This window comes from Flavobacterium sp., from assembly GCF_040402895.1.
In the GTDB taxonomy this organism is placed as follows: domain Bacteria; phylum Bacteroidota; class Bacteroidia; order Flavobacteriales; family Flavobacteriaceae; genus Flavobacterium.
The window spans coordinates 135,224-153,666 of the sequence record NZ_JBBALR010000006.1; the positions used below are offsets into that span (position 1 = coordinate 135,224).

At 31.3% G+C, this 18,443-nt stretch carries 19 protein-coding genes; 8 read left to right on the plus strand and 11 right to left on the minus strand.

The window, feature by feature from the left end; genetic code table 11:
* Positions 1-130: 130 nt before the first annotated feature.
* The 8 genes from clpX to ABWP60_RS07220 all read right to left on the minus strand — a co-directional run bounded on the left by clpX (position 131) and on the right by ABWP60_RS07220 (position 8,527).
* On the minus strand, positions 131-1,363 hold the full coding sequence (gene clpX / locus ABWP60_RS07185) for an ATP-dependent Clp protease ATP-binding subunit ClpX (protein ID WP_353150561.1): 1,233 nt from the start codon (positions 1,361-1,363) through the stop codon (positions 131-133).
* Positions 1,364-1,429: 66 nt separating this feature from the next.
* Positions 1,430-2,086, minus strand: coding sequence for an ATP-dependent Clp endopeptidase proteolytic subunit ClpP (gene clpP, locus ABWP60_RS07190; RefSeq protein WP_291242415.1), 657 nt, complete (start codon positions 2,084-2,086; stop codon positions 1,430-1,432).
* Between the two features lie 90 nt (positions 2,087-2,176).
* On the minus strand, positions 2,177-3,505 hold the full coding sequence (locus ABWP60_RS07195; protein ID WP_353150564.1) for a trigger factor: 1,329 nt from the start codon (positions 3,503-3,505) through the stop codon (positions 2,177-2,179).
* A gap of 88 nt (positions 3,506-3,593) precedes the next feature.
* Positions 3,594-3,941 carry a phage holin family protein gene (locus tag ABWP60_RS07200; protein WP_353150566.1) on the minus strand — a complete coding sequence of 116 codons (348 nt, stop codon included), beginning with the start codon at positions 3,939-3,941 and terminating at the stop codon, positions 3,594-3,596.
* A 96-nt stretch (positions 3,942-4,037) separates the two neighbouring features.
* Positions 4,038-5,582, minus strand: coding sequence for an SGNH/GDSL hydrolase family protein (locus ABWP60_RS07205; protein ID WP_353150569.1), 1,545 nt, complete (start codon positions 5,580-5,582; stop codon positions 4,038-4,040).
* Between the two features lie 19 nt (positions 5,583-5,601).
* Positions 5,602-6,858, minus strand: a complete 1,257-nt coding sequence (locus ABWP60_RS07210; RefSeq protein WP_353150572.1) for an OmpP1/FadL family transporter — start codon at positions 6,856-6,858, stop codon at positions 5,602-5,604.
* Between the two features lie 105 nt (positions 6,859-6,963).
* Positions 6,964-7,722, minus strand: a complete 759-nt coding sequence (locus ABWP60_RS07215) for an alpha/beta fold hydrolase (RefSeq protein WP_353150575.1) — start codon at positions 7,720-7,722, stop codon at positions 6,964-6,966.
* Positions 7,723-7,810: 88 nt separating this feature from the next.
* The gene (locus ABWP60_RS07220; RefSeq protein WP_353150578.1) at positions 7,811-8,527 is read right to left on the minus strand and encodes a pyridoxine 5'-phosphate synthase; all 717 of its coding nucleotides are present in this window, start codon (positions 8,525-8,527) and stop codon (positions 7,811-7,813) included.
* An 88-nt stretch (positions 8,528-8,615) separates the two neighbouring features.
* Between ABWP60_RS07220 and ABWP60_RS07225 the strand changes: the two genes are divergently transcribed.
* The 8 genes from ABWP60_RS07225 (at position 8,616) to murI (ending at position 16,577) form a co-directional block, all read left to right on the plus strand.
* Entirely contained in the window at positions 8,616-9,275 is a 660-nt protein-coding gene (locus ABWP60_RS07225; protein ID WP_353150581.1) for a CBS domain-containing protein, read from the plus strand.
* A gap of 10 nt (positions 9,276-9,285) precedes the next feature.
* Positions 9,286-10,170 carry an NAD kinase gene (locus ABWP60_RS07230; RefSeq protein ID WP_353150584.1) on the plus strand — a complete coding sequence of 295 codons (885 nt, stop codon included), beginning with the start codon at positions 9,286-9,288 and terminating at the stop codon, positions 10,168-10,170.
* 109 nt (positions 10,171-10,279) lie between these two features.
* A complete protein-coding gene (porG, locus tag ABWP60_RS07235) occupies positions 10,280-10,966 on the plus strand; it encodes a type IX secretion system protein PorG (protein WP_353150587.1) in 687 nt (228 codons plus the stop codon).
* 1 nt (position 10,967) lies between these two features.
* Positions 10,968-11,702 carry an undecaprenyl pyrophosphate synthase gene (gene uppS / locus ABWP60_RS07240; protein WP_502904814.1) on the plus strand — a complete coding sequence of 245 codons (735 nt, stop codon included), beginning with the start codon at positions 10,968-10,970 and terminating at the stop codon, positions 11,700-11,702.
* Between the two features lie 7 nt (positions 11,703-11,709).
* Entirely contained in the window at positions 11,710-14,322 is a 2,613-nt protein-coding gene (gene bamA, locus ABWP60_RS07245; RefSeq protein WP_353150590.1) for an outer membrane protein assembly factor BamA, read from the plus strand.
* Positions 14,323-14,358: 36 nt separating this feature from the next.
* The gene (locus tag ABWP60_RS07250; RefSeq protein WP_353150593.1) at positions 14,359-15,171 is read left to right on the plus strand and encodes an OmpH/Skp family outer membrane protein; all 813 of its coding nucleotides are present in this window, start codon (positions 14,359-14,361) and stop codon (positions 15,169-15,171) included.
* A 51-nt stretch (positions 15,172-15,222) separates the two neighbouring features.
* On the plus strand, positions 15,223-15,729 hold the full coding sequence (locus ABWP60_RS07255) for an OmpH/Skp family outer membrane protein (protein ID WP_353150596.1): 507 nt from the start codon (positions 15,223-15,225) through the stop codon (positions 15,727-15,729).
* 71 nt (positions 15,730-15,800) lie between these two features.
* The gene (gene murI / locus ABWP60_RS07260) at positions 15,801-16,577 is read left to right on the plus strand and encodes a glutamate racemase (protein ID WP_353150599.1); all 777 of its coding nucleotides are present in this window, start codon (positions 15,801-15,803) and stop codon (positions 16,575-16,577) included.
* On the opposite strand, the gene ABWP60_RS07265 is transcribed toward murI, so the two are convergent.
* The 3 genes from ABWP60_RS07265 to ABWP60_RS07275 all read right to left on the minus strand — a co-directional run.
* Positions 16,574-17,089, minus strand: coding sequence for a gamma carbonic anhydrase family protein (locus ABWP60_RS07265; protein ID WP_353150602.1), 516 nt, complete (start codon positions 17,087-17,089; stop codon positions 16,574-16,576). The genes murI and ABWP60_RS07265 overlap by 4 nt on opposite strands.
* Positions 17,090-17,136: 47 nt before the next feature.
* Positions 17,137-18,141 (minus strand): PorP/SprF family type IX secretion system membrane protein, encoded by a 1,005-nt coding sequence (locus tag ABWP60_RS07270; RefSeq protein WP_353150605.1) that lies wholly within the window; start codon positions 18,139-18,141, stop codon positions 17,137-17,139.
* A 12-nt stretch (positions 18,142-18,153) separates the two neighbouring features.
* Positions 18,154-18,443 (minus strand): T9SS type B sorting domain-containing protein (locus ABWP60_RS07275; protein WP_353150607.1); only part of this gene is annotated, 290 nt, incomplete at its 5' end.

Here is an 18,443-nt window from a genome sequence, read left to right on the forward strand (position 1 = left end):
TTATAAAAATTGATAAAAAATTTGATTAATTTATTTCCAGAAAATAAAAAAGGTACATAATATGGTTTTACTAGAAATATAAAAGCTCAAAAACCTAGATTTTTGAGCTTTTTTTTAATGAGCTTCAAGTTTACGAAGCAATTTCCAATCGTTGTAATAAATTTTTGCTTAATGTATTTTCAGCATACGTTTTAGTTACTTGTAATTGTTTGTCTTCCGAGCTTGGTAATTCGTACATAGCATCGGTTAAAATGGCTTCACATAAACTACGTAATCCACGAGCGCCTAATTTATATTCCAACGCTTTTTCTACAATAAAATCTAATGCATCATCGTCTATGGTAAAGGCAACTTCATCCATTTCAAATAATTTCTGATATTGTTTTATTAAAGCGTTTTTAGGCTCTGTTAAAATGGCACGTAACGTTTTTGCATCCAACGGATCCATATGCGATAAAACCGGCATACGCCCAATTATTTCCGGAATTAATCCGAATTCTTTAACATCACGAGGAATAATATATTGCAATAAATTATCAGCATCTACTTTATCTAAATCTTTTGACGCACTAAATCCCATCGCTTGACGGTTTAAACGTTTAGAAATGATGCGTTCGATACCATCAAAAGCACCACCTGCAATAAATAAAATGTTCTGCGTATTCACCTCAACAAATTTTTGATCTGGATGTTTTCTTCCTCCTTTTGGTGGCACATTTACTACAGATCCTTCCAATAATTTTAACAAGGCTTGTTGTACACCTTCTCCAGAAACATCACGAGTGATTGAAGGGTTGTCACTTTTACGAGCAATTTTATCAATTTCATCAATAAAAACAATACCTCTTTCCGCTTTAGCTACATCATAATCTGCCGCTTGTAGCAAACGGGTTAAAATACTTTCTACATCTTCTCCTACATATCCTGCTTCGGTTAAAATAGTCGCATCCACTATCGCTAAAGGTACATTTAACATTTTTGCAATGGTTTTGGCTACTAATGTTTTTCCTGTACCGGTTTGCCCTACAATTAAAATGTTACTTTTTTCAATTTCTACATCGTCATTAGTAACTTTTTGCAACAATCTTTTGTAGTGATTGTACACGGCAACGCTTAATACTTTCTTGGTTTGTTCTTGACCAATAACATATTCGTTTAAAAAAGCATTTATTTCTTTTGGTTTACGCAATACTAAATCGCCAAAAGCTTCTGAATCTAATGTTCCTTTTAGCTCTTCTAATACAATTCCGTGTGCTTGCTCAATACATTTTTCGCAAATATGCGAATCTATACCTGCAATTAATAAACTTGTTTCTGGCTTTTTTCTACCACAAAACGAACATTCTAATTCTTCTTTTGCCATTTTTTTCTAGTAAAAAGTAATTAGTAAATAGTAAATAGCTTATCACTTTTTACTAATCACTCAAATTTATCTTCTCAATACTTCATCAATCATTCCGTATTCTTTTGCTTCATCGGCAATCATCCAATAGTCGCGTTCGCTATCTTTAAATACTTTTTCAATAGGTTGTTTTGAATGTGATGAGATAATTTGATACAATTCATCTTTCAATTTCAGCATTTCTCTTAAGTTAATTTCCATATCAGTAGCCACACCAGAAGCACCTCCAGAAGGTTGGTGAATCATGACACGTGAATGTGGTAGTGCCGAACGTTTTCCTTCTGCACCTGCACACAATAAAACGGCACCCATGGATGCTGCCATTCCTGTACAAATTGTAGCTACATCAGGTTTAATATATTGCATAGTATCATAAATACCTAAACCGGCATATACACTTCCCCCTGGTGAATTAATATAAATTTGAATGTCTTTAGAAGCATCTACACTTTCTAAAAAAAGCAATTGCGCTTGGATAATATTGGCCATATAATCGTCTACACCGGTTCCCATAAAGATGATTCTGTCCATCATTAAACGAGAAAACACGTCTAATTGAGAGATATTTAATTGGCGTTCTTCAATAATATATGGTGTTAAACTGCCTACTAATTTATCGTAATACAAACTGTTTACTCCGTGTTTTTTTGTGGCAAATTTTTTAAATTCTTTTCCGTAGTTCATTTTAAATTGTATTTAAAAGGTTATGATTTTAAATATAAAAACGTCAAACCAAAATGATTTGACGTTCAAATATACTAATTTTTATGAATATTACATTTCGCCGTACATCGCTTTAACAAAATCTTGGTAGTTCACTTCTTTTTCAGTAGCTTTTACACTTGTTTTGTACAAGTCGATCATTTTTAAACTCAAAACTTGGTCTGATATACGTTTAATTTCTTCTTGATTCGACATTACTCTTGAAACAATTCCGTCTACTTCTGCATCTGTTGCATTAGCTTGACCAAATTGTGCCATTTGTTGTCTGATTAATCCTGAAGTAAAATCTTTTAATTCTTCAAATCTAACTTGTAAATTATGTTGAATAAAAATTTTAGATTCGATTAATTGATAACGCAATCCTCTTTCTGATTTTGCAAATTCCGCTTCTGCTTGTTCAGGAGTTAAAGGGGTTTCACCAATAGTTTGAATCCATTTTTTTAAGAAGGTTTCTGGTAAATCAAATTGAGTAGTTTCTAATAAGGCCTCAGTTACATCATTTAAAAACTGTTGATCGGCTTGCTGCACGAATTGTTGTTCTGCATCTTCTTTAATTTTTGCTTTTAATCCTTCTAAAGTTGTTACCTCTCCGTTTGGAAATAATTTTGCAAATAATTCGTCATTAATTTCCGCTTTTTCAATAGATTGAATGGCATCAATAGTAAAATTCACTTCAATATCTAAACCGTGAACGTTATCGTGAGCTACTTTTAAATAATCCATTAATTGGTGGTCGTCATTAAACAAACCTTTCGTTTTTAATGTAATTACATCGCCCACTTTTTTTCCAATAAATTGTTTACCTGTTTTCGCGTCTGCAAAAACATCTAAACTAATTAACGCTTGATTGCTGATATTTTTTTCTTCGTTGGTAAAGGTTCCGTTTATTTCAAAACCTTTTTTTACTTCCGTTTCCGTTAAAATTTTACCGTACTGCTTTTGAATTCTTTCAACTTGTTCGTTTAATAAGGTATCATCTGCAATAATTTTATATCTCGTTACGCCTGACGCTCTTGCTAAATCTACAGAGAATTCAGGTGCTAAACCTAATTCGTATTCAAAAACCAATTCTTCTGCTTTCCAATCAAAGTTTTCGTTGATACGAGGTAAGGCGTTACCTAACAAATCTAATTTTTCTTTAGCTATATAATCTTTTAACGCTTTGTTAACTAGGGCAGTAACTTCTTCAATGATTGCTGGTTTTTCAAACTGTTTTCTCACCACATCCATTGGTGTTTTTCCTTTTCTAAAACCTGGTATTGTAGCTGTTTTTCTTTTTACTTCTAAAAAATTTTCAATTTTTTCAGTATATTCATATTTACCAATTGTAATTTTTACAACGGCGTTTAATGCGTCAATGTGTTCTTTTCTAATGTTCATTTTTTGATTTTTTGAAGTATAAATATGGGTTGCAAAATTATATAATTTTTGCAACCCATACAAGTTTTTAATTTATAGAATTTTACAACTACTTATTATTTTTTTCTGTGAAAATTTTATTTAAAATATATTGACTTACCGATAGTAAAACACTAAAAACTAGCGCCTGTAAGAATGTCATAGTAATTCCATCAATTAAATAATCGGCGATTTTTACAATACTGGTATTAATAACCAATAGAAACAAACCCAAGGACATAATGGTTACAGGAATGGCAAGAATTTTTAATATCGGTTTTAAAAAGGTATTTAAAAATGATAAAGCAACAGCCATAAATATGGCTGCCGAATAGTTGGTGATTTCAATTTTTAAAAAATACGAAATGCTAAGTATTAAAAAAGTTGAAATCAGTAATTTTATAAAGTAGTTTTTCATTATAATACAATTGATTTATACATGTTTCTTTAGGGTGTAAATTTAAAAAAATAGGCATCAAAATGATGCCTATTTAGAAATTATTTAAAAACTAGCTTAGTTCGTTGGTAAAATACTGATACCTGGGAAATAAGTAGGATTGTGTAATGGTAAATTTGATTTGTATTTTGCGTTGATTGTTTTGATAAATTCATTTGCAATTACCGCATAACCACGTGCATTTGGATGCACACCATCTAAAGAAAACAATACTTGTCCTTCTGTACCAGAACCACTGAAATAGTTAGCTGTATAAATGGAATTGGTTTCAATTTGTAAACCTGTAATTAATTTGTTCATAACTGCATTCATTTCCGCCACAGCTAAATTTTTAGAAGCAGCAATAGCTATAATTGAATTGTTATACGCTGAAGTAGCAGCTGCAACTCTTGCTTTTTCAGTTGCGGTTAATACCCATTTGTTAGCCATTGGAAATGTAACTCCATTAATATTAATACCTGCTGGAGCAGCTGAATTTGGTGTTCCAATTACTGAAGAAGCTGTTAAAACTACTAAATCATCAGCAGTTGCTTGACGTGCTTTACCAAAAACAGCTCCAAATGCTGCTGCTGTAGCAGCACCAAGTGATGGAGTTAATGCTCCTGTAATTTGCGCACTTCTATCTGTAGCGTCAGCATCATTAATTAAAATTGGATTTGCTGCAGTAGCTGTTAACGCATTTATACGATTTGGCTCACCATATGCTGTAAATATTGCATCTAATGGTCCATATAATTGACTGTTTAGTGCAGTAATATTTGCAGCACCCCCTAAAGCTGTTGGTGAAAGAGGCGCATAAGGTACGGTAGTAAAATAAGGAATAGAAGTTACACTAGGAATCGTACATACTACTCCTTTTGCTCCGTTTGCTGTTAACGTGTTAATAATATTCGTGTACACGTTATTGAAAACACCACTATTTGTAATATCATTAAAACCATAAGTAGCCGGGTTTAAATTTCCAGTTGCATTATGATCCGTCGCTGGTGTTACGCCATCTGCTTGTGCTCCACCTGCAGTTGCATACGCTAACACATCGTTTGAACCAATCCAATTGGTAAAAAACGTTGGGTTTTTGGTCATGGCATCACCTAAAACTGTAGCCGTAGGCGATGTAGCATGTCTGGCAAAATATGGGTTTAAAGCCCCATATCCTGGAAATCCTAAATGAAATGATTTTGCACCTGGTACGCCCATATTATTATAAGCCTTAGCTTGAGGTGTTAAAGTAATTGTTGATGTTCCTGCAATTGGCTCTGGACGACCTTGAGCAGCATCTATTACCAATCTTGTACCAAAACCAGGTACTCCTAAAATACCGCCTAAATTATTTACATCTTCTGCATAAGAAGGCTGTGTAAATTCACCTCCACCTACTAAAGCAAATTGTTGTGCTAATAAATTTGGGTAAGAATAGGTTTGTCCTACTCTACAAACCGTTCCGTCCATGTAACCAGCAGTAAGTGAGTTACCAACTGCTACATATCTTGTAAAATCTGCTTCACCAGAAGTGTAATCAGCATTTACTTCATTTTCAAATTCTGGTTCACAACCAGCAAAACCAATTGCTAAAGCTGCTACTAGTATAAATTTATTTTTCATTTTTGATAATTTTTTTAAATTAGAAACCGTATGTTATACCAATACCTGGTGAAAATACAGATGATTTATAAGTACCTCCGAAAGAAGTTAGCCCTGTATTTGTAGTTGGGTCATCAAAATAATCGTAAGAATTATTAACTTCATCAAAATGTAAATATAAGAAGGACATGTCAATTCCTAACTTACTATTTACTTGATACGTAAATCCTCCTGTATATCCTACAGAATCGTTACGAGGAGTTTCTGGTGCGAAGTAACCTTTTTGAACCGGGCTTTCATCAATATAATACCCTCCTCTTACGGTAAATTTATCAGATGCTTTATATTGTGCTCCAAAACGATAAGCACTTACATCTTTGTAATTTCTTGGATTTTCAGAACGCGGTAAACCATTAAAGAAATCAACATCTAAAGATTTATAAACACTCCATTTTGTATAGTTGTAATCAAAGGCAAATAACCATTTGTCTGAAGCTTTGTATGAAATACCTGTGGTAAATTCAGCTGGTAGTGGTAAATCTGCATTAAAAGTAGTATTAGTAAATGAAGTGGCTGCAATTGTTGGTACATCTGCAAATTCTGCTGAACCACCTCTTGCTTCCATAATAATTTCAGAACGGTAATCCATACCTAAAGTAACTTTTTTAGTCAATTTGAACATCATACCTACATTATATCCAGTTGCTGAAATTCCTTTTGCATCTAAAGTAACGTCTGTTCCACTTCCTTTGTTTGATAAAACTGGATTTGGTGTTAAATTTCTGTTGAAGTTTACACTTCCTTGTACAAAAATTGGTCCTCCACCAATACTAAAAACATCCCCTACTTTAAACGAAACCGTTGGTTGTATAAAAATAGCTGCTAAATCAATGTTGTTTACCAAATGTGCTCCTGCCCAATCTTGATCCCAAGCTACAGAAGAACCATAAGGTGTATAAACAGCTAAACCTGCAGAAACCCAATCATTAATTTTATAAGTAGCATACAAACTAAATGGTGTACCCATATTATCTGTTGCTGCCGTTTGATTAAACTGAGAACTTTGAAATCTTGTTTTAGCTAATAGAGCGTTTCCACCCACTGATAAGTTGAATTTTTTGTCTAAAAATGACATTCCTGCAGGGTTGAAAAACGCCACTTCTGCACTATTTACAACTGCAACTCCGGTATGTCCCATCGCCAATTGTTTCTGACCTTGTATAGAAACTCTATACCCTCCTGCGAACATAGACACAGAAGCTAAGGTTAGTAATGATAAAGAAAATAATTTTCTCATAATTAAAATTTAGTTAGTATTTATTTATATAATTGATTCAAAATTAACATTATTTATGAAATTGACAATTTTTTTAATAAAAATATTATGCATACATAATATTTGTTATACAAATTTTTCAACTTCGCAATAAAATGTTGCAGGATTTTCTGCATGCAACCAATGTCCTGCATTCGGTATTGTTTTTATTACGGCCATTGGAAAATGATGCAAAATAGTTTCAAAATCAGCATCTAAAATATAATCTGATTTTCCTCCTCGAAGAAACAATACTGGTTTATTAAAATGATTTTCAAACGGAAGTGCCATTCCTATTTCGGAAATTTTAATATTGAAAACCGCTAAATTAAATCGGAAAGCTAGTTTTTCAGGCGTTTTCCAATATAAGTTTTTTAATAAGAATTGTTTTGTGCCAAAATCTGAAATATGTTTTGTAATAATTTCATCAACTTCTCCTCTACTTGGCTTTTTAGAAAAATCAACAGCGTTCAACGCGGCTAGAATACTTTGATGATGTGGTGCATAATATTTTGGGCTAATATCAGCAATTATTAATTTTTCAACAACTTCCGGATAAAGAGTTGCAAATAACATTGCAATTTTTCCACCCATTGAATGTCCTAACAATGTAATATCTTGTAAATTATGAAAATCTATATAGGTCTTTACATCTTCCACCATGATTTCATAATTAAACTCTTCTGAATGAAAACTTTTACCATGATTTCGCATATCTAACAAATGAATTTGAAAACCCAATTGCGCAAATTGCAAGCCCAACGTTTTCCAATTGTCAGACATTCCTAAAAAACCATGAATAATTAAAAATGGTTTTCCCTCGCCTTCTATTTTTGAGTACAACATTTTTTTTGGTTTAAAAGTTTAAAAGGAATAAGTTTATGAATAATTTAAAATAAAGCTATTTATTTAAATAGTATTTCATCTTTAACCATTAACCCTTCAACTTGTTCAAATACATATTCACTACATTATCCAATCCCAAATATAAAGATTCCGAAATCAAGGCATGACCAATAGAAACTTCTAATAAATTTGGGATATTGTCTTTGAAAAATTTAATGTTGTCCAGACTCAAATCGTGCCCAGCATTAATTCCTAAACCCATTTCATTTGCCTTAATTGCCGCTTTTATAAAGGGTTCAATAGCTGTTTTATTGCCTAAACCGTATTGATACGCAAAGCTTTCAGTATATAATTCAATTCTATCTGCACCTGTTTTTTTGGCGCCTTCAACCATACTTTCATTCGCATCAACAAAAATAGATGTTCTAATTCCATTGCGATAAAATTCTTGAATAACTTCTGTCAGATAATCCTGGTATTTTATGGTGTCCCAACCAGCATTTGAGGTAATTGCTCCAATAGCATCAGGAACTAAAGTTACCTGATCGGGTTGGCATTCTAAAACTAAATCAATGAAATTATGTTGCGGATTACCTTCAATATTATATTCTGTATGCACCACATTTTTTAAATCGCGTGCGTCTTGATAGGTAATATGTCTCTCGTCTGGACGGGGATGAATGGTAATCCCATGGGCACCAAATTTTTGAATATCTTTTGCAACTTGCAACAAATCAGGAACATTACCACCTCTTGCATTTCTTAAGGTGGCAATTTTATTAATATTAACCGATAACTTTGTCATATTTGTGTTTAATTTGTACAAAATTACAAACAAAAATAGACTAATTTGTATTTTTTACTTAATTTGCAATAGTTTTGAAATTAGATACATGGATAAAATTACAGATTTTATAAACAATCAATATAAAGCGCTTCAGGTTATTACTACTGTTGCTGTTGCTGCAGATTTATTTTTGGATGTAGCATATACTCATTTCCCAATTTTAGAACAAGATGTTTTTTTAGGTTCTATATCCAAAGAAGATACAGATCTTTTTACAAGTTCTGACGTTATACTTGATCATAAATATAATTTAGCTCGTTTTTTTGTTCGAAACAATATGAATTGGTTTGATGTTTTAGAAGAATTTTCAAAAAATAATACCAATCTTTTACCCGTACTAGACGATAAAAATAATTATTTAGGTTTTTATGAACTTGACGACGTGCTTCATTTTTTTAACGAAACCACATTTGTAAAAGAAGACGGTAGTACTATTATTATTGAAAAAGAAACTGTTGATTTTACGTTTAGTCAAATTTGTCAAATTGTAGAAAGTAACGATGCTAAACTATTAGGTGTTTTTATTTCAAATAATTTAGGAACAAAAACGGAAATTACATTAAAAATTTCGCAAAATAATTTTAACGAAATCATACAAACTTTTAGACGGTATAATTATACTATTTTATCTGAAAATCAAGAAGATGCTTATCTTGCCGATTTAAAAGATCGATCAGATTATTTAAACAAATACTTAAATATATAAAAATTCACAAATGAAAATAGCTGTATTTGGTCAATATTATCAAAATAACACCCATTCTATAGTAGAAAAAGTGGTGGCGTTTTTAGAACAAAATAATATTGAAATTTGTTTTTATAAAAAATTTTACGACAAGTTACTTGAAAATAAAGCAATAGCATTAAAATATCCAACATTTGATTCACATGAGTGTTTGAAAGATAATTTTGATTACTTGATTAGCATAGGAGGCGATGGAACTATTTTACGAGCTGCCACTTTTGTAAGAAATTATAATTTACCAATTATTGGAATAAACGCCGGAAGATTGGGGTTTTTAGCAACAATTCAAGAAGAAAATATCCAAAAACTATTAACCCGTGTAGTAGCGAATGATTTTTCTATCTCGAAAAGAACATTAGTTAGTTTACATGCGCATCCTGAAAATGTAGATTTAGAAGACCTTAATTTTGCATTAAACGAAATTACAGTTTCTAGAAAAGATACGACTTCTATGATTACAATAGAAACCTATATAAATAATGAGTATTTAAATTCGTATTGGGCCGATGGCTTAATAATATCTACTCCTACGGGTTCCACAGGGTATTCGCTTAGTTGTGGAGGACCCGTAATTATGCCTACATCAAATTGTTTTGTAATTACTCCCATAGCCCCTCATAATTTAACTGCAAGACCCTTAATAATTCCTGACGATTCAGAATTAACTTTAAAAATAAAAGGCAGAGAAGAACAATATTTGGTGTCGTTGGACTCCAGAATAACTTCAGTTTCTAACGAAACTACTTTAACTATTAAGAAATCAGATTTTCATATTTCAATAATCGAATTTCCAGAAGAAGGTTTCTTAAGAACAATCCGCAAAAAACTTCTTTGGGGAGAAGACAAAAGGAATTAATACACGAATTTTCATTTTTTTGCGTTATTACATGAAGTTAATCATCAAAAAAACTTAGTTTAAGATGGTTAGTACATCAATATTATTATATTTGCAAACTATTAAAAAAATGAAAAGATTTTTATTAAATACAATTGGCTTATTATTCTGCATCACTTCATTCGGACAAATTCACGAATTAGGTGTTTTTGTGGGTGGTAGTAATTATATTGGCGATGTTGGAAAACCAGAGTATTTTTCTCCAAATGATATGGCGTTTGGTGTTTTATATAAATGGAATAAAAGCACGAGACATGCTTGGCGTTTTTCATATAAAATGGCATCCATTACAGCAAAAGATATGGAAAGTAATGCCCCTAATAGAAAATATAGAGGTTTCGAAATAAAAAACAATATCAAAGAACTATCTGCAGGCTTGGAATTTAATTTTTTGAATTTTGATTTACATGAATCTGATTATACCTTTACACCTTATGTGTATTCAGGTATATCAGCATTTATTTTTAATGAAATTTATGTAATAGACACAAAAAGTAAATTAGATTATCAACATTATGCGTTTGCTATACCTATGATAGTTGGAATAAAATCGAAATTAACAAATCATTTAGTTATTGGATTAGAAAGTGGAGCGAGATATACATTTACTGATAATTTAGACGGAAGTAATCCAAAAAATAAAAATTTTGAAACCTTAAAATTTGGTAATTTAAATAATAATGATTGGTATATTTTTACTGGGATTACACTAACTTACACTTTTGGTAAAAACCCCTGTTTTTGCGCACATCAATAGAATGGAAAAAGAAATAGATAAAAATAATTTACCGAAACACTTAGCCATTATCATGGATGGCAATGGTCGTTGGGCAAAAAATCAAGGAATGTTGCGGGTATTTGGTCATGAAAAAGGAACTAAATCTGTGAAACAAACCGTTGAAAACTGCGCCAAATTAGGTATTGAATTTTTAACACTATATGCTTTTTCAACAGAAAATTGGAACCGACCAAAAATGGAAGTAGATACGTTAATGAAATTATTAGTTAGTAGTTTAAAAAAAGAATTAAAAACATTACAAAATAATAACATCAAACTAAATGCGATTGGAAATTTAGACACTTTACCCAAAGGAGTAAAAAAAGAATTAGTTGAAGTTATTAAAAAAACACAATCAAATAATAGAATGACTTTAACCCTTGCGTTAAGTTATGGTGCAAGAGATGAAATCATAAATGCTGTTAAAATAATTTCTGAAAAAGTTAAAAATAATATAATTTCAGTAGATGCTATTGAAGAATCAATTATAAATCAGCATCTTTACACACAGAATATGCCAGATGTTGACTTATTAATAAGAACAAGTGGCGAACACAGAATAAGTAATTTTCTATTATGGCAAATTGCTTATGCTGAATTTTATTTTACAGATGTACTCTGGCCAGACTTCAATGAAGAAGAACTGAATAAAGCATTAATAAGTTATCAAAAAAGAGAAAGAAGATTTGGAAAAACTAGCGAACAAATTATATAAATTGACTATGTTTAAAAACAGAATACTATTTTTATTTATCCTACTATTCATAGGAAATACAATAAAAGCTCAAGAAACAACCTTAGAAAAGGGAAAAGAATACACCCTCTCTGGCGTAGAAGTAATTGGAAAGGTTTCTTTTAACCAACAAACTATCATAACATTTACCGGACTTGAAATTGGCAGCAAAATTAGAATTCCAGGTGAAGAAATTAGTTTAGCTATTACAAAACTTTGGAAATTAGGGCTTTTTAATGATGTTAACTTTTACGTAAAAAAAATTGATGGAGATGCTATTTTTCTAGAACTTGAATTATACGAATTACCTAAGCTTGATGATATAAAAATCAAGGGAATTAAAAAAGGAAAAAGAGAAGATATTGTTAAAGAAACAGAGTTGAGCAAAGGCAAAATTGTAAATGATAATTTAATTACAAATACTAAAAACTATATTGAAAATAAGTTTAAAAAAGATGGTTATTTTAACACCAAAGTAACGATAAATACTTTAGCCGATTCTACAAATACTAAAGTGGATATGGTAGTTTTTATTGATAAAGGAGAAAAAGTAAAAATTAGCGCAATTAACTTTGTTGGAAATGAACAATTAGTAGACAAAAAACTAAAAAAATCATTTAAAAACACCAAAGAAAAAAAACTTTATAGAATTTTCAAATCTTCAAAATTTGTTAAAGATAAATACAAAGAAGATTTAGGAACTTTGATAACAAAATATAAAGAAAAAGGCTATAGAGACGCCAGAGTAGTTAGTGAAAATGTAACTTACAATAAGGATAACAACAAAATAAACATTGATGTAAATATTGAAGAAGGAAAAAAGTATTATTTTGGTGATATACGATTTTTAGGTAACACTGTTTATTCTGATCAGGCTTTAAATTCAATTTTAGGAATTAAAAGAGGAGAAATTTATAATGGTGTTTTGTTAGAAAAAAGAATTGCTGACAAAACTTCGCCAGATGCAGAAGATGTTACCAATTTATATCAAAATAATGGGTATTTATGGTCAAACATCAACCCAGTTGAAGTAAAAACTGAAAACGACACAATAGATTTTGAAATCAGAATTTCCGAAGGACCAATTGCATATTTTAATAATATTACTGTTAAAGGAAACGACAAAACCAACGACAAAGTAATTTATAGAGAATTAAGAACTAGACCCGGAGAAAAATGGAACAAAGATTTAGTTATTCGTTCTGTTAGAGAATTAGGACAATTAGGTTTCTTTGATGCAGAAGCCATTCGTCCAGAACCCGTGAACATGGATCCAGCAGCGGGAACAGTAGATTTAGATTGGACCGTAGTAGAAAAAGGTTCTAGTCAAGTAGAATTACAAGGTGGTTATGGCGCAGGAGGTTTCATTGGAACTTTAGGTTTATCATTTAATAATTTTTCTTTGAAAAATATTTTCAATAAAAAAGCCTACCAACCTTTGCCTATGGGTGATGGCCAAAAAATGTCTCTACGTTTACAGGCTAGCCAAGGTTTTCAAGTATATAGTTTATCCTTTACTGAGCCTTGGTTGGGTGGAAAAAAACCAATTAGTTTTTTCACATCACTTTCACATAGTAAACAATTTTTGTTCGATTTCAGATCAAGAAATGTAACTAGAGATAAAAGTTTTAATATCTCTACCATAACAGTAGGATATGGAAAAAGATTAAAAATACCAGATGATTATTTTAGTATTTCTAATTCTGTTTCTTTTTCTTATTATGATTTAAATAATTATAATACAGGCTTATTTACCTTTGGAAATGGCGCCTCAAGAAATTTAGCTTTCAGTTCAACAATAACAAGAGATAGTAGAGGTTTAGATCCAATTTTTCCAGACAGAGGATCGACCTTCTCCCTTTCTGCTAAATTTACTTTACCTTATTCTTTCTTTAATGGTGTAGATTACGCTAATTTAGAAAATAAAGAAGAATATAAATTAAGAAACAATACTGTTTTTCCTATAGATTCAAACGGAAACGTATTACCAGTTTACGTCAATTCGACAGGTGGTAATACTTTAAATTACACGGAAGCAGTTGCCGATCAAAGTTTAATTGATCAGGAACGCTTTAAATGGTTAGAATTTTACAAAGTGAAATTTAGTGGCGATTGGTATACTAAAATATATAAAAAATTCGTTTTACGTACCAGAGCCGAATTTGGTTTCTTAGGCGCCTATAATCAAGATAGAGGTGTAGTGCCTTTTGAAAGATTTTTTGTTGGTGGCGACGGATTAGCGAATTTTGCTTTAGACGGTAGAGAAGTAATTCAGTTACGTGGATATCCGAACAATTCACTATCTTCGCAAAACGGAGGAACAGTGTATAATAAATATTCAATGGAATTAAGATACCCAATTACCATGAAACAATCAGCGAAAATATATGCTATGAGTTTTTTAGAAGCCGGTGCTGCTTTTGATAATTTTAAAACATTTGATCCTTTTAAAGTACAACGTGCAGCAGGTGTGGGATTAAGAGTATTTATGCCTGCATTTGGATTACTAGGTATTGATTTTGCACATGGATTTGACCCTATACCAGGGGATACGGTAAAAAGTGGATGGCAAACACACTTTATCATTGGACAACAATTTTAAATTTTGGCACGATAGTTGAATTTAACAGTTACATTTATGAAAAAATATTTTGTTTTACTTTTTAGTTTTGTTTTATTTGCAGTACAAGCACAAAAAACAACAAAAATTGGTTACATTGACATGGATTATATTTTGGAAAAAGTTCCAGAATATGCGGAAGCAAAAAATCAATTAGAACAAAAGGCAGCATCATGGCAACAAGAAATTGAAACCAAAAAAACCGAAATTAAAAAGCTAAAAGATGCATTAAATTCTGAAAAAGTATTGTTAACTAAAGAATTAATTAACGATAAAGAATTAGAGATTGACGTTCTTGAAAAAGAAATGCTGGATTATCAACAAAAACGTTTTGGACCACAGGGCGACTTAATTATCCAAAAATCGGCGTTAGTTAAACCTATACAAGATCAGGTTTTTAATGTTGTACAAGATATTGCAGTACAAAGAAATTACGATTTCATTTTTGATAAATCTTCAGATTTAACAATGATTTTCACAGCAGAGCGTTTTGATATTAGCGATTTTGTTTTAAAAGCATTAGAGCGAGCAGGTAAAAAAGTAGAATTAACTAAAAAACAACAAAAAATTCAAGACGCCAAAGATGTTAGAGAATTTGAAACTACTGAAAATCCTGAAATATTAGAAAAAGAAAAAGCAATTCAGGCCACAAAAGACGATAGAGAAAAAAAGTTACAAGAGCGTAAAGATGCGGCGGCGGCTAAGAAAAAAGAAGCTGATGATAAAAGAGCCGAACTTTTAAAAGCAAGAGCGGAAGCCCGTCAGAAATTATTAGATGAGCAAAAAGCAAAAAGAGAGGCTTTATTAAACAAAAAAAACGAAAAAAATTAAATAATAATAACTGAAACAAAAATCAAATAATCCTTATTAAATTAAATTAAAATGAAACAATTAAGAAACCTATTTATTGCAATAGTACTGTTTTTTGGAGCACAAGAAGTAAGTGCTCAAACTAAAGTTGGACACATTGATGTTAGTGCTCTAATGACTTCAATGCCAGCCATGAAAGCAGCAGAAGCTCAATTAACTAAATTGAGAGAAGGGTATGATACTGAATACAAAAAATTAGTAGCAGAATACCAAACTAAAGCAGCTCAATACCAAAAAGAAGCAGATACTGCTGGAGATGTGTTAAACCAAACACGTTCTCAAGAAATGCAAGACATGGGTACAAGAATTCAAAAATATCAAGATGATGCTTCTAAATCATTACAAGATAAACAAATCGAATTACAAAAACCATTAACAGAAAAAGCATTAGCAGCTATTCAAAAAGTAGCTCGTGCTAAAGGCGTTCAATACGTATTAGACTCTACTTTAGGAAGTGGTGTTTTATTAGCGGACGGAATGGATTTATTAGCTGATGTTAAAAAAGAGTTAGGTTTCTAATAAAACTAAAAAAAATAATACAACTGCTCCATCTTATTTTTAGATTGAGCAGTTTTTTTTATATTTGTTTTATGAGTAACAAAAATCCAATAGGACTTTTCGATTCTGGCGTAGGTGGCACATCCATTTGGAAAGAGGTACACGCGCTTCTTCCAAATGAAAGTACTATCTATTTAGCAGACAGTAAAAACGCACCTTATGGCCAGAAAACAGAAGAAGAAATAATTGCGCTAAGTAAAAAAAACACAGAAATTTTACTAAACAACAATTGTAAAATTATTATTGTAGCTTGTAATACAGCCACAACAAATGCTATTAAAGTATTAAGAGCTACTTATGACATTCCTTTTATTGGAATCGAACCTGCTATCAAGCCCGCAGCGCTACATACAAAAACTCAAAAAATAGGGATTTTAGCAACGCAAGGCACATTAAATAGCGCTCTTTTTCATCAAACCGTTGCTTTGTATTCAGATGTAAAAGTAGTAGAACAAATTGGTTACGAATTGGTGCAACTTATCGAAAGCGGTGCGATACATTCTGAAAAAATGACACAACTATTAAATGATTACTTGTTACCAATGGTTGCTGAAGGTATTGATTATCTAGTTTTAGGTTGCACACATTATCCATATTTAATTCCACAAATAAAGCAAATAATTCCAAATCATATTAAAATTATTGACTCTGGTGAAGCAGTTGCTAAACAAACCAAACATATTTTAGATGTGAATAACTTATTTAATACTACTAATAAGGTGTTTCAGTCCTTTTATATTAATAATCCAAAAGAAGTCATGCAAGAATTAGTTGGCTCTGCATTTAATGTGGAGTATTTGGCTTTTTAGTCTTCTTTAAACCAACTTGAATACATTACATAGTTATTAGAAATTCGGTCAATTTCTCCTGCAAAATCACTTGTATTTAATGCTTTTACTTTTTTTGCTGGAATTCCTGCGTAAATAAAACCACTCTCAATACGCGTATTTTGAGTCACTACACTTCCTGCTCCTATTATCGAATTACTTTCTACCACACATCCATCCATTATAATGGCACCCATTCCTACTAAAACATTATCATGAATTGTACATCCATGAACAATAGCATTATGCCCAATTGAAACATTATTCCCAATAATAGTTGGGTGTTTTAAATAAGTGCAATGTATTACTGCTCCGTCTTGAATATTTACTTTATTTCCTATCGAAATAAAATTTACATCTCCTCTTATTACAGCGTTAAACCAAACGCTACAGTTTTCTCCAAAAGAAACCTCACCTACAATAGTTGCATTTTCTGCTACATAACAATCGTCTGGAATAGCGGGTCTTTTACCTCTTACTTCTTTAATAATCATAAAAAAATATTTAAAAAAAAATCCCGAAAAAATCGGGATTAAATATGTTAGTTTGAAACTGCTGGACAGTTACAATCATATGCTTTTGGTTTGCAGAATAAGTTTAATCCAATGGTTAATTGATGATATCCTGCATTATCAAATTTAACATCTCCAATCACTTGGTTATACGAATAACCAAACATAAACTGTTTGAAATTAACCCCTACAAACGGTGTGATGTATTGTAATTTTTGAGTATTAACAACCCCTTTTTCTTTAGTGTATTGTGTTCCTTCAAAACTTGTTCTGTAAGAAAGTCCTCCCCAAATATTACCGAAATCCATTGCTTTATATACTTTTGCATTTAAATCAATTGCTTTTTCACCTGTTTGTTCTGTTACTTGAAACATAAATGAAGGCTCTACAGAAATATTATCCGTATCACCAAAATTAGCACCAGCACTCCATAAGTATTTTCTCAAGTTGTCCGATTCAACACCAGCTAAATATAATTCTCTTCTGTTAGCAATAAAATTTTTCACCGTAACATGTGTGAAAAAATCCATATAATGGTAAGAAGCGCCTATATCTATATTAAAATAAGAATCTTTTTGAGTAATTCCACCATAAATTTGAGGATCAAATACTTTAAATGCTGTCTCATCTAGCCTACTTTGTATAAAAGCAGTACTTAATCCAAAAGAAAGCATATTCAAATCAGCTTTTGTACGAGAAAACAATAGATGATGCGCATAGGTTAATTTTGCTCCTGATTGAGAATGGTATCCATTTCTGTCATTAAAAGCAATCATACCCACTCCTGATTTTCCGTCTTCATCCAATGCTGTATTAAAACTCATAGTTTGTAAAGATGGCGCATCTTGCTGACCAAACCATTGTTGTCTGCCTGTAACTCTTAACTTCGCACAATTTGAAGCGCCAGCCATAGATGGATGGATCAAATAATAATTATCAGTTAAATAATCTGTATAAACAGCAATACCTTCTTGAGAAAATGCTGATTGAAAAAAAATAATTAGGTTAAGTAGTAATAAATTTCTTAGTCTCATAGTAATCTTGTCTTATCTTTTTAACGAAAAATGGGCTTTAAATAATTTTTGTTGATCTTTTTCTGTATAGTCAATTGTAAACCAATAGTCTGTTGATGGCAGTATCGAACCAATATATGTCCCGTCCCAACCTTCACGTAATGGATCAATTTGCTTCACTAGTTTTCCATATCGGTCAAATATATAAATTTTTGCGTTATGTTTTGCTTCTAATCCAATAATTTTCCACGTATCATTGATTCCATCTCCATTTGGTGTAAAATATTTAGGATAATCAATTACCAATACTTCTGTAGTTAAGT